At 70.5% G+C, this 15,348-nt stretch carries 13 protein-coding genes; 6 read left to right on the top strand and 7 right to left on the bottom strand.

All coding sequences use genetic code 11. From position 1 onward, the window contains the following. Positions 1-88: 88 nt before the first annotated feature. Entirely contained in the window at positions 89-1,405 is a 1,317-nt protein-coding gene (locus KF737_RS04115; protein ID WP_296450632.1) for an MFS transporter, read from the top strand. A gap of 129 nt (positions 1,406-1,534) precedes the next feature. Here the strand turns inward: KF737_RS04115 and KF737_RS04110 are convergent, their stop codons facing one another. From KF737_RS04110 to KF737_RS04095, 4 genes are all read right to left on the bottom strand, one after another. Then, complete coding sequence (locus KF737_RS04110; protein ID WP_296450630.1) at positions 1,535-1,963, bottom strand: DUF5990 family protein; 429 nt, start codon at positions 1,961-1,963, stop codon at positions 1,535-1,537. 61 nt (positions 1,964-2,024) lie between these two features. Further along, on the bottom strand, positions 2,025-2,714 hold the full coding sequence (locus KF737_RS04105; protein ID WP_296450627.1) for an AAA family ATPase: 690 nt from the start codon (positions 2,712-2,714) through the stop codon (positions 2,025-2,027). Between the two features lie 167 nt (positions 2,715-2,881). Next, positions 2,882-3,838 (bottom strand): phosphoribosylaminoimidazolesuccinocarboxamide synthase, encoded by a 957-nt coding sequence (locus tag KF737_RS04100; protein WP_296450626.1) that lies wholly within the window; start codon positions 3,836-3,838, stop codon positions 2,882-2,884. A 46-nt stretch (positions 3,839-3,884) separates the two neighbouring features. Beyond that, positions 3,885-4,949 (bottom strand): ribonucleotide-diphosphate reductase subunit beta, encoded by a 1,065-nt coding sequence (locus KF737_RS04095; protein WP_296450624.1) that lies wholly within the window; start codon positions 4,947-4,949, stop codon positions 3,885-3,887. A 101-nt stretch (positions 4,950-5,050) separates the two neighbouring features. Here KF737_RS04095 and KF737_RS04090 point away from each other — a divergent pair, with 101 nt between their 5' ends. Further along, on the top strand, positions 5,051-5,710 hold the full coding sequence (locus KF737_RS04090; protein WP_296450622.1) for a glutathione S-transferase family protein: 660 nt from the start codon (positions 5,051-5,053) through the stop codon (positions 5,708-5,710). A gap of 134 nt (positions 5,711-5,844) precedes the next feature. Here the strand turns inward: KF737_RS04090 and KF737_RS04085 are convergent, their stop codons facing one another. Further along, positions 5,845-6,507: a hypothetical protein gene (locus tag KF737_RS04085; protein ID WP_296450620.1), complete on the bottom strand. Its 663-nt coding sequence runs from the start codon at positions 6,505-6,507 to the stop codon at positions 5,845-5,847. Positions 6,508-6,728: 221 nt separating this feature from the next. Between KF737_RS04085 and KF737_RS04080 the strand changes: the two genes are divergently transcribed. Both KF737_RS04080 and KF737_RS04075 read left to right on the top strand, forming a co-directional pair. Next, positions 6,729-8,144, top strand: coding sequence for a class I adenylate-forming enzyme family protein (locus tag KF737_RS04080; protein WP_296450618.1), 1,416 nt, complete (start codon positions 6,729-6,731; stop codon positions 8,142-8,144). Between the two features lie 39 nt (positions 8,145-8,183). Beyond that, positions 8,184-8,837, top strand: coding sequence for a sulfotransferase family protein (locus tag KF737_RS04075; protein WP_296450616.1), 654 nt, complete (start codon positions 8,184-8,186; stop codon positions 8,835-8,837). Positions 8,838-9,159: 322 nt separating this feature from the next. Here KF737_RS04075 and KF737_RS04070 read toward each other — a convergent pair whose 3' ends face one another. Further along, complete coding sequence (locus KF737_RS04070; protein ID WP_296450614.1) at positions 9,160-11,976, bottom strand: [protein-PII] uridylyltransferase; 2,817 nt, start codon at positions 11,974-11,976, stop codon at positions 9,160-9,162. 237 nt (positions 11,977-12,213) lie between these two features. On the opposite strand from KF737_RS04070, the gene nth reads away from it, so the two are divergent. Next, positions 12,214-12,909 carry an endonuclease III gene (nth, locus tag KF737_RS04065; RefSeq protein ID WP_296450612.1) on the top strand — a complete coding sequence of 232 codons (696 nt, stop codon included), beginning with the start codon at positions 12,214-12,216 and terminating at the stop codon, positions 12,907-12,909. A 53-nt stretch (positions 12,910-12,962) separates the two neighbouring features. Next, positions 12,963-13,736 carry a tyrosine-protein phosphatase gene (locus KF737_RS04060; RefSeq protein WP_296450610.1) on the top strand — a complete coding sequence of 258 codons (774 nt, stop codon included), beginning with the start codon at positions 12,963-12,965 and terminating at the stop codon, positions 13,734-13,736. A 114-nt stretch (positions 13,737-13,850) separates the two neighbouring features. Here KF737_RS04060 and KF737_RS04055 read toward each other — a convergent pair whose 3' ends face one another. Then, a complete protein-coding gene (locus KF737_RS04055) occupies positions 13,851-15,296 on the bottom strand; it encodes an AMP nucleosidase (RefSeq protein WP_296450608.1) in 1,446 nt (481 codons plus the stop codon). Positions 15,297-15,348 lie beyond the last annotated feature (52 nt).

Here is a 15,348-nt window from a genome sequence, read left to right as displayed (position 1 = left end):
TATTTCCGCACCGTCACACACCGCGCCCCACGAACATGCCATAGTGCTGAAAAGGCCGGGGGACTCGGCCGTCTGGGGGAAATTGCCGATGACCGCCGCCGCCGCGCCCGTGCGCGACAACAAGCTCGCTAAGATCGTCGGGACCTCGGTCGCGGCCAGTTCCATCGAGTGGTACGACTTCTTCATCTACGGGACCGCCGCGGCGCTGGTGTTCCCCAAGCTGTTCTTCCCGGCCGACATGCCGCCGGCCGTGGCCCAGATCGCCGCCTTCTCCACCTTTGCCGTGGGCTTCATCGCGCGCCCGATCGGCGGGATGATCTTCGGCCACTTCGGCGACCTCGTCGGGCGCAAGAAGGCTCTGGTGGTCGCCCTGCTGGTGATGGGAACGGCGACGACGCTGATCGGCTGCCTGCCCTCGTACGCGACAGTGGGCGTGGCGGCGCCGCTGGCGCTGGTCCTGCTGCGGTTCGCGCAAGGGCTGGCGGTGGGCGGCCAGTGGGGCGGCGCGGCCCTGCTCGCCACCGAGAGCGCGCCGCCGGGGAAGAAGGGGTTCTACGGCAGCTTCCCGCAGCTCGGCGTGCCGACGGGCGTGGTGCTGGCCAACCTGATCTTCCTGATCATGACCGCCAACTTCGCGCCCGAAACCTTCGCGGCCTGGGGCTGGCGCGTGCCGTTCCTGCTGTCGGTGCTGCTGGTGGGCCTGGGCCTCTATGTGCAGCTCAAGCTGGAGGACACGCCCGAGTTCAAGGCGCTGGAGGAGGCCAAGGGCGCGCAGGCCCAGGGCGCGCAGCAGAGCCCGATCCTGCAGGCCATCCGCAGGCACCCGAAGGAGATCCTGCTGGCGGCGGGCTCGTTCGTGGCCTCGAACGGCTGCTTCTACCTCGTGATCACCTTCCTGGTGTCGTACTGCGTGACCAACCTCGGCATGGACCGGCCGAAGGTGCTCTGGGCGCTGCTCGTGGGCACCCTGCTCTCGGCGCCCAGCCTGCCGATCTCGGGATGGCTGTCCGACCGCTACGGGCGGCGCGGCGTCTACATGGTGGGCGCGGTGCTGGGCGGGGTCTGGGCGTTCGCGCTCTGGCCGCTGGTCGACGCGCAGGGCTTCTGGGGCATGGTGCTGGGCATCGCCGTGGCCTCGGTGTTCCTGAACTTCATGTACGGGCCGCAGTCGGCGCTGTTCAGCGAGCTGTTCTCAGCGGAGATCCGCTATTCGGGCGCGTCGCTGGGCTACCAGCTCGGCGCCATCGTCGGCGGCGGCTTCGCGCCGATCATCGCCACCGCCCTGCTGGCCGAATACAAGACCTCCGCGGTGATCGCGGCCTACATGGCGGCGCTCTGCACCATCTCGTTCGTCTCGATCCTGCTGCTGGCGGAGACGAACAAACGCGAGCACCGGACGCCGTAGCCTGTCCCCGAGCGGCGTGGCGCCGGCCGATCCCGGCTATGACCGCGACGTGGGCTTCGGCGACGGAGCCCAGATCCTGCCGCGCCGCAGCCCACCGAATGGCGCCCCTATCCTTGTGACGCAGTAGGATCAGTCCAGCGCATGCCACGACAGCGGCGGCGTCGTCGCGCAGGCCGGGCCGCCGTCGCGCTTGTCCCGTCCCGGCAGCCGCGCCTCGATCACCCGGCCCGCCAGCGCCTGCGCGAGCAGCCCTGGGTCGAGCGTATGGATGTCGATCTTCGCCCGGCGGCTCCAATGCGTCGCGCCGTCGCCGGCCTGGCGGCCGATCGCGATGTAGACGAACCGCCGTTCCGGCCCCTCGCGCCGCACGAACTCGCCCAGGAAGCGCGGCCCCTTCGGCCCGTCCGCCACCCGCACCGGCACATCGAACGACAGCGGCCCGTCGGCGGCGATGACGACGCCGACGGGCGTACTGGCGGAATCCTGCAGGCTGTACGCGACGCCCGGAACGGGATCCCCGATCGTCAGCCGGATGGTGATCTCATGGCTCTCGGGCATCACCCAACTCCTCCAGGAAGGTCATCCCGCGGCTTGTCCGCGGGATGACGGAGAGGGTCGCCTACCCCGCCCGCCGCAACGCCTGCGCCGGGGCGATCATGGCCGTCACCGCGTCCACATAGGCCGCCACGTTCGCCCGCGCCGCGGCGACGCCACGCAAGCCCAGGCGCTCCAGCCCGCCCAGGCCGCCGCCCACCTCGAACAGCGCCCGGAAGGCCTCCTTCTCGATCAGCGGCGTGGGCAGGATGTCGATCTCGCGCGCCCGCAGTTGCGCCACCACGGCGCCCAGCGACCGCGGCTTCAGCGCCGCCGGCACGCGGCTCATCAGGCAGGCATGGGGCAGGTGGTTGCCCTGCCGCTTGCCGAAGCTGGCGACCAGCTCCGAGGCCTTGATCGCCTCCACGGCGTCCATCGCCGAGCCGGTGAGCGGGGTGATGACGGCGTCGAACCGCAGCGCCGCGAACACCATGGCGCCCCTGACCGATCCTTCCGTATCCACGATCGTCCACTCGGGACCGAGCCGCCGCGCCTCGGCCGCCGCCTCGCGGATGTCGGGCACGGTGGGGGCGGCGTGTACGCTCAGCCGTTCGGGCCGCCCCGGGAGCCCGGCCCAGCGCACCAGCGGCTTGTTGGGATCCGAGTCGATCAGCGCCACGCGGCGCCCACGCTCGGCCAGGCCCAGCGCCAGCAGGAGCGCCGCCGTCGTCTTGCCCGCGCCGCCCTTGGGACTGATGAAGGCGATGTTCGGCACGCGGGTGGTCCCCCTTCACAGCCCCGATGTCACGGGATCGACGCCGTTCGCGCCGATCCTACACCCGCCGGGCGATTCGCCCCGAACCGCGCCGCCGGACGGACCGGCCCCGCGGAGGCCAACAGCTCTACGCGAACGCCGCCCCCGCATCCAGCATCTCCCTCCGCTCAGGCCCGGTAGCGCGCCAGGTTCCGCCGGATCCGCTCCAGCACCGGGCCGTCGGCGGCCGGCTGGAACGTCTGGCCGGTGATCGTCTCAAACGCCTCGACGTAGACCTTCGAGGCGCCCGCGATCAGCTCGGCCGGGATCTCCGGGATCGGATCGACGTACGGGTCGCACCGGGCCGCGACCCAACTGCGGACGAAGTCCTTGTCGAACGAGTCGGGCCGCTCGCCGGCGGCGAACCGGGCCGCATAGGTGTCGGCGATCCAGTAGCGGCTGGAGTCGGGCGTGTGGATCTCGTCGGCCAGGACGATCCGGCCCTCCGCATCGACCCCGAACTCGTACTTGGTGTCGACCAGGATCAGCCCCCGCTCGGCCGCCAGCTTCTGGCCGCGCGCGAACAGCGCCAGGGCGTAGGCCGAGACGGTCTCCCACTGCCGCGCCGTCAGCAGCCCCCGGGACAGGATCTCGTCCGGCGTCAACGGCTCGTCGTGGCCCGCGTCGAACGCCTTGCTGGTGGGGGTGATGATCGGCTGCGGCAGGCGTTCGTTGTCGCGCAGGCCGTCGGGCAGGGTGTGGCCGTACATGGCCCGCCGGCCCTGCTTGTAGAGGGTGAGGATCGAGGTGCCGGTCGTCCCGGCGAGATAGTCGCGCACCACGACCTCGACCGGCAGGATGGTCAGCCGCCGCCCGACCACCACGTTGGGGTCCGGATAGTCCAGCACGTGGTTCGGGCAGATGTCGGCCGTCTGCTCGAACCCGTAGCGCGCCGTCTGGGTCAGCACCTGCCCCTTGTGCGGGATGACCGCCAGGATGCGGTCGAAGGCGCTCAGCCGGTCCGAGGCGATCAGGATCAGCCGCCCGTCGCCCAGGTCGTAGGTGTCACGCACCTTCCCGCGATAGGGGTTCGGGAACTCCGGAAGGCTGGCGTCGGCCAGGACGTGTGCTGCGGCGGGCTGCATAGGGCGCGGTAATGGCAGCGCGTCCGGCGAGGTCAAGGCCGTCGCCTCACTCCGCCGGCAGGGGCGCCTCCGCGCGCTTGAGCCGCATGCGGTCGAATTCGGCCCAGACGCCTTCGCCGCCGTGCCATTGCCCCTTGGTCGCGGCCTTGGAGTACTCGGTCGAGCGCGCCTCGAAGAAGTTGGCGTGTTCGACGCCGCTCAGCATGCTCTGCAGCCAGGGGAGCGGGTTCTCCTTCACGCCGTAGACTTCCGGCAGCTTCAGTTGGCGCAGGCGCCAGTCGGCGATGAAGCGGATGTACCGCTTGATGTCGTCGGGCGTCATGCCCGTCACTTCGCCGGCCTCGAACGCCAGATCGATGAACTTGTCCTCCAGACCGACGACGGTCTTGCAGCAATCGACGATGTCGTCGGCGACGGCCGCGGTCACCGCGCCCGTCTCCTTGTTGAAGGCGTGGTAGAGCTTCACGATGCCTTCGCAGTGCAGGCTCTCGTCGCGCACCGACCAGCTCACGATCTGGCCCATGCCCTTCATCTTGTTGTGCCGCGGGAAGTTCATCAGCATCGCGAAGCTGGCGAAAAGCTGAAGGCCCTCCGTGAATCCGCCGAACATGGCCAGCGTTCTGGCGATATCGGCGTTCGAATCGACACCGAACTGCTGCATGTAGTCGTGCTTGTCGCGCAGCGCCTTGTAGTCCAGGAACGCGGTGAACTCGCTGTCCGGCATGCCGATCGTCTCGAGCAGCAGGGCGTAGGCGGCGATGTGGATCGTCTCCATGTTGGAGAACGCCGCCAGCATCATCTTCACCTCGGTGGGTTTGAAGACGCGGGCGTACCGCTCCATGTAGTTGTCGTTCACCTCGACGTCCGACTGGGTGAAGAAGCGGAAGATCTGGGTGAGCAGGTTGCGCTCGCGGTCGGTGAGGTTCACCGCCCAGTCCTTCAGGTCCTCGCCCAGCGGGATCTCCTCGGGCATCCAGTGGACCTGCTGCTGCTTCTTCCAGAAGTCGTAGGCCCAGGGATACCGGAACGGCTTGTAGGCGTAGGAAGGGGTGAGGAGGCCCGGCAACTGCTTGATGTTGGCCCCTGATCCGGTGATTGGCGTTTGGGTCATTCGAGTCACTCGCCCCTGCTGAACGGGCCCAAGAGTGTCTCAACATGTTGTGGTCGTAAAGCGGCGTGACGCCGTATCTAGCGCTTTTCCACGGAGTTGTGATGGCCGGTGGATATCTCCTCTACTCTGCCGCCGGGTCGGGCGGCGTGGCCGTCGAGGCGGCCCTGACGCTGATCGGCGCGCCCTACGCGCTGGTCGAGGCGCCGACCTTCGAGGACGACGCGGCCGCCGGCGACCGCGTGCTGCAGGCCAATCCCATGCGCCAGGTGCCGGCGCTCGTCCTGCCGGGCGGCGAGATCATGACGGAGAGCGCCGCCATCCTCGTGCGCCTCGGCGAACTCCACCCCGGGGCCGGCCTGGCGCCCGGGCCGGACGACCCGCGCCGCAGCGCCTTCCTGCGCTGGATGAGCTTCGTCAGCGCCGCGGTCTATTCGCTCTACTGGATCAAGGACGACCCTTCGCGCCTGGTCGCCGACCCCGCCATCCACACCGAGATCGACACGGCGATCCAGGACCGCATCTCGCAATGCTGGGCGATCATGGAGGCTGGGGTCAGCCCCGGCCGCTACATCCTGGGCGACGAGCTCACCGTGCTCGACCTCTACGTCGCGGTCGTCTCCCGCTTCCGCCCGCGCCGCCAGCGCTTCCACGCCGCCGCCCCGCGCATGGGCGAAGCCGTCCGCCGCGTCGACGCCGACCCGCGCCTCGCCGCCCTCTGGGCCGGGCGCTATCCGTTCTTCGAAGGCTGGGACCGGCTGTAGCCTTCTCCTCTCCCCCACCGGCGGTGGATCAACGGGCCAAGATCGGCTCAGCTTCCGACGCCCAGCCGCCCTCTCCCTACCCTCTCCCTCTCCCTCTCCCTCTCTTCGCGCGACGCGCTCGGGGGAGAGGACGGCTACTTCTGCGGCCGGAAGCTGAAGGTGAAGGCCGCGACGGTGTCCTCGCGCGTCTGCTGGCCCCAGATCATGTGCTTGCCCTTCACCTCGCGGTGGATGACGCCCAGCGAGCTCTGCATGGCGCCCTTGCGCCAGCCGACGCCGACCTGGGCGTCGCCGACCAGGGCGCCGGTGTCGTCGGTGGACCAGCCGGCGCGGTCCCAGCCGCCCTTGTCCGAGCGGGTCATGTTGAGGCCCACGGCCTGGCCCGACGCGGCGGCGAACAGGTACCAGCGGCCCGCGTCGCCGAAGCTCGCGCCGTCCTTCACGCCCATGTCGCGCAGTTGGGCCAGCGCCCGCTCGCCGCGGCTCCTGGCCGACACCACGAGCGTGGCGCCGCCCTCGGCCGCCCCCCGCCCGCGCTCGGAGACCCCGAACCCGGCGTGCGGCGCGACCTCGAACTGCAGGCTGTCGGACGAGAAGCTGACCGCCCTGGGCCAGTTCCTGATGGTGACGCTGTCGAGCCGGTCGTCCTCGAAGCCCACGGGGGCCTTCACGACCACGGCGTCATTGAGCGCGGATCGGTTCAGGGCGCCGGTGAGATCGGGAACGCGCGTCTGCGCCGTGGCGGCGCCGGCGGCCGCACAGCTCACGATCGCTACGACGAGCGCGACCCCACGCATGCGCTACTCCCCGTTCCCGTGCATGGGACGACGGAAGCGTCCGACCCGCAAGGTCAAAACCGCCACGCACGGGTTGCGGCACGCTCAATGCGCGTGCGGTATGCGGTCGCCAGGCGCGGTTCGCCGGCGGCGCAGGCGCCTCGGGGAGGAGCCGGGCGGGCCGGGATGGGCGGCTGCGCGCGTGGCCCGGCCAAGGGGGCCGGACGAACGGGGGACCCTCCATGTTCGATGCGTATGTGGCGTTCCAGGCGAAGCTGCGGCCCACGGCGTTCGCGCTGATCACCCCGCAGCGGTGGGCGACCTACGCCGAGATGGACGCCGACGTGAACCGGATCGCCGCCGGCCTGCGCGACCTCGGCGTGACCCGCGAGCGGGGCGTCGTCGCGATCCGCATCGCCAACGACTACCTGACCCACGTGGTGTTCCTGGCGCTGGCGCGGCTGGGGGTGGTGTCCTCGCCCTTCAACGATCCGGCGCCGGACCTGGCGATCGTCGCGGCCGAGCGGGCGGGGCCGGGCGAGCTGGCGCTCACCGAGGCGTGGCTGGCGGCGACGCTTGCGGCCGAGCCGCGGCCGGTCGCGCCGGTGCGGGTGGGGCCGGACGATCTGATCCGGGTGATGCTGTCGTCGGGCACGACGCGGACGGCGCGGCGCGTGCCGCGGACCTGGCGGATGCTCGAGGACAACACGCGGACCTGCGCGCTCACCTACTGCGCCGGCCGGCCCGGCCGCTGGGTGTGCCTGACGGGCATGGACACGGGCCTCGGCCAGGCCATGACGCTGGCGGCGTGGAGCCAGGGCGAGACGCTCGTCGCCGATTACACGGCCGGCCAGCTCGCCGAGAGCCTGGAGGCGCTCAAGCCCTCGATCGTGGGCGCGACCCCGAGCTTCCTGCGCCAGCTCCTGGGCGAGCTGCCGCCGGGGTTTCCGGTGCAGGGCGGGATGCGGATCGTCTCGACCGGCGGGGTGCTGTCGCCGGCGGTGGCGCGGGAGGCGCGGCTCAGGCTCGCGCCCGAGATCCTGATCAGCTACGGCGCGGCGGAAACCGGCAGCACGACGATGGCCGACGGAGCCTGGCTGGAGACGCACCCCGGCGCGGCGGGCTATCCCGTGCCGAACGTCCGCGTCGAGGTGGTGGGCGACGACGGCGCGCCACTGCCGCCCGGCGAACAGGGCGAGATCCGCATCTTCAGCGACCGGCGGTCCGAGGGCTACCTGGGCAATCCCGAGGCCACTGCGCGGGCGTTCCGCGACGGCGGCTTCTACCCCGGCGACCTGGGGCGGCTGCGGCCCGACGGGATGCTGATCGTCGAGGGCCGGGTCGACGACCGGATGGACCTGGGCGGCATGAAGTTCCTGCCCGAGCTCATGGAAGAGGCGGCGCTCGGCTATCCGGGCGTGAAGGACGCCGCCGCCTACGCCGCGCCGGACGCCACCGGGACCGACGTCTGCTGGCTGGCCGTCGTGGCCGCGCCCGACCTCGACCGGCAGGGCCTCGCCCGCCACATCGCGACCAGCGGCCCCAACCTGCCCGAGGCCCGCTTCGCCTGGATCGAGGCCATCCCGCGCAACGCCATGGGCAAGACCGAGCGCCGCCGCCTGCGCGAGGAGACGATCGCTGTGTTGACGTCACGGTAGCCGGCTACTCTGCCGCTTCGGACAAGTCGGGGAAACGCCATGGCATTGAAGGTGATCGGCTCGGGTCTGGGCCGGACGGGAACGCTGTCGACCAAGCTGGCGCTGGAGCAGTTGGGCTTCACCCGCTGCCACCACATGGCCGAGGTGTTCATGGCGGCCGAGAAGCAGGTCCCGCTGTGGATCGAGGCCGGGAACGGCAATCCCGACTGGGACGCGATCTTCGACGGCTGCCAGGCCATGGTGGACCATCCGGGCTGCGCCTACTGGCGCGAGCTGATGGACTATTATCCGGACGCCAAGGTGCTGCACACGGTGCGCGACCCCGACAAATGGTTCGACTCGACCCAGGCGACGATCTTCTCGCCGGACAGCCTCGGGCGCTTCGCCGAGGGTCCGGCGGCGGCCTTCTTCGGCCACATCCGGTCGTTCTACGAGGGCGGCGACATGAACGACCGCGCCTTCATGACCGACTTCTTCCGCCGCCATACCGAGCGCGTGGTGGCGACCGTGCCGAAGGACCGGCTGCTGGTCTTCAACGTGGCCGAGGGCTGGGAGCCGCTCTGCACGTTCCTGGGCGTGCCCACGCCCGACGCGCCCTATCCGCGCGAGAACTCCACCGAACAGTTCCAGTCGCGCGCGGCGGCGGGCCAGGGCCCGATCGACCCGTCGAAGATGCGCGCCGAGCCGATCTAGCGTCCGCGTCCGGGGCACCGACGGGCCTTCTCCCCTTGCGGGGGAAGGTCGCGCGCTTTCCAGCCGCGTTGGCGCGTCAGCGCCGCTTTGATTCAACCACGGAAAACACAGAAAACACGGAAGGCGGCGGATCCCGCAGAGCCTCCTTCTGTGTCCTTCCGTGTTTTCTGTGGTCCATCTCAAGGGCGCCTGCGGCGCGCAGGATGCTCGCCCGCTCGGCGCGAGCCTTCATCCGCCAGCCTACGGCCGACACCCCGGATCAGGTCCGGGGCAGGCTCTTCTCCAGCAAGGGAAGAAGGACCGTCGGAACCGCCGAGTGGTTCTAGCGGGCGACGCTGGCGCGGGCCTTGGGCAGGGCGGCGCGCCGGGCGTTGGCCGGCTCGGCCTCGTCCGACAGGGCCGCCAGCAAGGCGGCCTTCAGCGCGTTGCGCTTCTTGGCGTCGGTGACCTTCGCGCCCGTCGCGTCGACCACGTAGAAGGCGTCGACGGCGCGTTCGCCGTAGCCATCGATGTGCGCCGAGGTGATGGTCAGGCCGGCCTCGGCCAGCGTGCGGGCCAGCGCCGCCAGCAGGCCCGGCCGGTCGCGGCCCGCCGTCTCCACGACCGTCGCGGTCTCGGAGGCCTCGTTGTCCAGCATGACGTTCGGCGTGATCGCGAAGGCGGCCGCGCGGCCCATGTCCTTGCGGCGCACCTCGCGGGCCGGCGGCTCGCCCCGCGCGGCGGCGGCCAGGTCGTCGGCGAGGCGGATCAGCACACGCTCGTCGGCGACGCCGAACGGCTGGCCGCCCACGTCCTGCACGTAGAAGACGTCCAGCGCCTGGCCGGTGCGCGAGGTGAAGACCCGCGCGCCGACGACATTGGCGCCGGCCGCGGTGATGGCGTCGGCGACGTCCATGAAGAGGCGCGGACGGTCGGCGGCGGCGACCATCAGCTCGGACGCGTTCAGGTCGGGCCGCACGGCGCAGATCGCCGCCGCGCCCAGGCCCTCGCGGGCGGTCTGCGAGAGGCGGGCGTGGGTCAACACCTCGGCGTCCTCGAAGGCGGTGAAGTAGGCGTCCTCCATGGCGTCGCCCCAGGCCTCGGCCTTGGGGTCGGCCTTGGCCAGGCGCACGCGGGCGTCGTACGCGGCGTTCTCCTGGTAGCGCTTGAGCGCCGCGGTGGCGTCGGAGCCGCGGCCGCCGCGGAAGACGGCCTCGGTCGCGGCGTAGAGCTCGCGCATGAGCTGGCCCTTCCAGCCGTTCCAGACTCCCGGGCCCACGGCGCGGATGTCGGCGACGGTCAGCACCAGCAGCAGGCGCAGGCGCTCGGGCGTCTGCACGATGCGGGCGAAGTCGCCCACAGTGCGCGGGTCGGAGACGTCGCGCTTCTGGGCGTAGTCGCTCATGACCAGGTGGTGCTCGACCAGCCAGGCGACGAGCTCGATCTTGGAGCGCTCCAGGCCCAGCCGCTCGCAGGCCTGGCGCGCCGCGCGCGCCCCCGCCACCTCCTGGCCGCCGGCCCCGCCCTTGCCGGTGTCGTGCAGCAGCATGGCCAGGAACAGCGCTTCGCGGTCGACGATCAGCGGCATGACCTGGTTCGAGAGCGGGTGGTCCTCGGCGAGGCTCCCGGCGGCGATCTCGGCGATGACGCCGACGGCCCTGAGCGTGTGCTCGTCGACCGTGTAGGAGTGGTACATGTTGAACTGCATCTGGGCGACGATGCGCCCGAACTCCGGCAGGTAGCGGCCGAGCACGCCCGCCTCGTTCATCAGCGTCAGCGTGGTGCGCGGATCGCGGCCGCGGGCCAGGATGTCGAGGAACACCTTGGCGGCGTGACGGTCGCGGCGGACCGCCGAGGTGATCAGGTTGGTCGAGCGCGAGGCGGCCGTGAAGGCGTCGGGGTGCAGGTCGAGGTTGCGCTGGTCGGCGATGCGGAAGAGCCGCAGCAGGTTCACCGGGTCCTGCTCGAAGATGTCGGGGTCGACGTCGAGGCGGCCGCCCACCTCGTGGAAGCCGGGTTCGGCCAGGGGCTTGCGCGTCACCTTGCGGCCCGGGATGAAGCGGCTGATGCCCTTGGGCGCCATCTTCACCTGGTCGGCCTCCAGCTTGGCGGCGAACACGCGGGTCAGCGCGCCCACGTCCTTGGCGATCAGGAAATAGCGCCGCATGAAGCGTTCGACGGCCGGCGCGTCGCCGCGGTCGCCGTAGCCCATGCGCCGGGCCAGCTCGGGCTGCAGGTCGAAGGAGAGGCGCTCCTCCGGCCGGCCGGTGGCGAAGTGCAGGTGGCAGCGCACGGCCCAGAGGAAGTCGAAGGCGACGATGAAGCCGCGCACCTCGCGCCGGTCGAACATCTCGAGCTGCATGACGCGCTCCAGCGTCTCGCCGGGATGCAGGTACTGGGCGATCCAGAAGAGGGTGTTGAGGTCCCTGAGGCCGCCCTTCCCCTCCTTCACGTTGGGCTCGACCATGTAGCGGCTGGCGCCGGCGCGGGCGTGGCGCTCGTCGCGCTCCTTCAGCTTCGCGGCCACGAACTCGGCGCCCGTGCCCTTCACCACCTCGGCGCGGAATCGGCGGACCAGTTCCTCGGCCAGCTTCCCGTCGCCGGTCAGGCGCCGCGCCTCCAGGATGGAAGTGCGGATGGTGTAGTCCTCGCGCGAGAGCTTGATGCACTCCTCGATCGTGCGCGACGCGTGGCCGACCTTGAAGCCGAGGTCCCACAGGGCATAGAGCATGAACTCGATCACGCTCTCGGTATGGGCGGTCTGCTTGTAGGGCCGCACGAACAGCAGGTCGAGGTCGCTGTAGGGCGCCAGCGTGCCGCGGCCGTAGCCGCCCACCGCCATCAGCGCCAGCCGCTCGCCCTCGGTGGGGTTGCGGGCGCGGAACACGTGGACGGTGGTGAAGTCGTAGAGCGCGGAGACCACCTCGTCGGTGACGCCGGAGAGCAGGCGCGCGGTCTCGATGCCGCCGGCCCCGTTCTCCAGCCGCTCCTTGGCGATCATCCGGCCGCGGAACAGGGCGGCCTTCAGGATCTCCAGCGCGGCCTTGCGCTGCGCCGCCAGGTCGCCGAGATGCTCCAGCGCCGCGGTCGAGAGCTGCGAACGCAGCTTGACGCCGTCGACGACGTATTCGAGGCGGGTGGGCTTGAGGCGCGTGGGCATGGTCGTGCCCGCATATAAGACGGTTTGAGCGGGCGTGCAGAGAGTTCCCGCATTGTGGGGACGATGGGCAGAGATTCGTACCGCAGCCGAGACGCCAACCGCCACGTCGCGCCGTCTGGGCGGAGCCGGCGCCCGATCCATCCCACCCCGTGTCATCCCGGCTTCGCCATCAGGCGAAGACCAGGATGGCGAACGGTGGGGGATGACAATCGGTGGGAGGTCGCTACCACTGCCCTCATGGCCAAGCCCGCCAAGCGACCTGTCCGGAAGACGCTCAAACCCGCCGAGCAGGCGCGGATCGCGGAGCTGTTCGCGCGGTTCGAGGCCCAGGAGAGCGACCCGCGCACCGAGCTGGACTACGCCAGCCCCTATGAGCTGGTGGTGGCCGTGGCGCTCTCGGCCCAGGCCACCGACGTCTCGGTCAACAAGGCCACCGCCAGGCTCTTCCCGGTGGCCGGCACGCCGCAGAAGATGCTGGCGCTCGGCGAGGCCGGCCTGAAGCCCTTCATCAGCTCCATCGGCCTCTACAACATGAAGGCCAGGAACGTGATCCGGATGGCCGAGATCCTGATCGGGAGCCACGGCGGCGAGGTGCCGCTCGTGCGCGAGCAGCTCCAGGCCCTGCCCGGCGTCGGGCGCAAGACCGCCTCGGTGGTGCTGAACGAGCTGCGCATCGAGCCCGCCATCGCCGTCGACACCCACGTCTTCCGCGTCAGCCACCGCCTCGGCCTCTCGAACGGCAAGACGCCCGACAAGGTCGAGGCCGACCTGATGGCCGTCGTGCCCGAGCCGTACCTGACCCGCGCGCACCACTGGCTGATCCTGCACGGCCGCTACACCTGCGTGGCGCGCAGGCCGAAGTGCGAGGCCTGCCTCGTCGCGGACCTCTGCCCGAGCCGGCATCTGTTCGTCGGACCCGTCCTCCCCTCATGAAGGGAAGGAAGGCGCCTCGAACTCGTCATCGATCCGCGCTAGAGCACTTGCGCATGAGCCGACGCATCGCCTTCGAAGGCATCGACAACTTCCGGGACTTCGGGGACTACGCGGCCGGGCCGCGGCGGCTGAAGTCGGGGCTGCTCTACCGCTCGGCGGGGCATGGCGGGGCGACCGACGCCGATCTCGAGAAGCTCGCGGCGATGAACTTGGCGGTGATCGTCGACCTGCGCCGGGCCAATGAGCGCGAGCGCCAGCCCAGCCGGCGCTGGAGCGGCTTCGCCGCCCAGGTGATCGACAACGACATCGGCCAGGAAGCCGCCGACGAGTGGCTGACCTTCATCCAGGGCTCGGACCTGGCCGCGAAGTCGTTCCACGACTACATGATGGAATACTACCGCAAGGCGCCGCTGCAGCAGCGCCACCTCGACCTCTACACCCGCTACTTCCGGGCGCTGGCCGACACCGAGGGCGCGATCCTGGTGCATTGCGCGGCGGGCAAGGACCGCACCGGCATCGCCTGCGCCCTGACCCACCACCTCGCCGGCGTCCACGACGACGACATCGTCGAGGACTACCTGCTGACCAACGACGCCGAGCGGCTCGAGAAGCGCCTGCCGACGATCCGGGAAGTCATCCGCGAAAGCACCGGCCGCGTCGCCACGGACGACGCGCTCATGGTCGCGATGCGGGTCGAACCGGAATACCTGGAGGAATCGTTCCGGGTGATGCGCGAGACCTACGGCTCGCTCGACGGCTACCTGGGCCAGGCGCTGGGCCTCGGCGCCGACACCCGCGCGCGCATCCACGACAGGCTGCTGGCCTAGACCATTCGGCGCTTAGGTAGGTCCGAGGTCGGGAAGCCGAATGGTCTATTCTTAAGCAAAGGTCTTGAGCCTTCGACGGTTCAAGCGAACCGCCGAAGGCTCTAGGGGGAGGGATCAGCGGAACGGCGGCTCGTCGAAGCTGCGGAGCTTGCGCGAGTGGAGGCGGCTGCCTTCCTGGCGCAGCAGGTCGACCGCGGCGATGCCGATCTGCAGGTGCTGGGCGATGGCGCGGTCGTAGAAGGCGTTGGCCTGCCCCGGCAGCTTGATCTCGCCGTGCAGCGGCTTGTCCGAGATGCAGAGCAGCGTCCCGTAGGGCACCCGGAACCGGTAGCCCTGGGCCGCGATGGTGGCGCTCTCCATGTCGATGGCGACGGCGCGGCTCTGGTTGAACCTGAGCGCGCTCGACGAATACTTGAGCTCCCAGTTGCGGTCGTCGGTCGAGACCACGGTGCCGGTGCGCAGGCGGCGCTTCAGCACGTCGCCCGTCTCGCCGGTGACCTGCTCGGCGGCCCCGTTCAGCGCGAGCTGCACCTCGGCCAGCGGCGGGATCGGGATCTCGGGCGGCAGCACCTTGTCCAGCACATGGTCGTCGCGCAGGTAGGCGTGCGCGAGCACGTAGTCGCCGATCTTCTGGCTGCCGCGCAGGCCGCCGCAGTGGCCGATCATCAGCCAGCCCTGGGGCCGCAGCACCGCCAGGTGATCGCAGACCGTCTTGGCGTTCGAGGGGCCGACGCCGATGTTCACCAGGGTGATGCCCGCCCGGCCCGGGGCCATCAGGTGGTAGGCCGGCATCTGGTGCTTGCGCCACGTGCCCGCGGCCACGGCGGCCACCGGATCGGGGGTCTCGGCGGTGACGTAGACGCCGCCCGCCGCCGACAGCGCGGTGTAGGGCCCGCCCGCCTTGATCTGTTCGCACCCCCAGGCGACGAACTCGTCCACGTAGCGGTGGTAGTTCGTGAAGAGGATGTACTGCTGTGTGTGTTCGGCCGGCGTGCCCGAATAGTGGCTGAGCCGCGCCAGCGAGAAGTCGGTGCGCAGGCCGTCGAACAGGGCCAGGGGCCGGGGCTCGTCGTCCAGCCCCACCCAGGCGCCGTCGGCGATCTCGTCGCCGATGTAGGCGAGCTCGGTGGTCGGGAAATGGCGGGCGATCTCCAGCGAGGTGACGTCGGCCATGGCGAGGTCGGCCGGGTCGAGCACGTAGGGGAACGGGATCTCCTGGTTGGAGCGGCCGACCTCGAGCGCGATGTCGAAGTCCTCCCGCAGCAGGCTGAGCTGCTCGACCAGGTAGTCGCGGTAGAGCTCGGGCCGCGTCACCGTCACCGAATAGCGGCCGGGCGCGGGGATGCGCGCATAGGCGCGGCTGGTCCGCGGGTAGGGCAGGCCGGGCGGCCAGGTCAGCCGCAGCTCCGGATAGACGTAGGCCCCGCCCTGCCGCGTGGCGGGGTCTGGCGGCGCGCCGCCGGCGAGGAATGACTTGAGGGCGGTTCGGAGACTCTCGACGCTCTTGCGGTATTCGGTCTCCAGCCGATCGACGATGCCGGCCGCTTCCTGGTTCTTCATCGGGGGCTATATAGCGCCGGCTTGTGACGCTTGCGAATCCAGTTCGCTTTAC

This window comes from Phenylobacterium sp., assembly GCF_019636135.1.
GTDB lineage: Bacteria > Pseudomonadota > Alphaproteobacteria > Caulobacterales > Caulobacteraceae > Phenylobacterium.
This window is presented reverse-complemented; position numbering and strand designations above follow the sequence as displayed.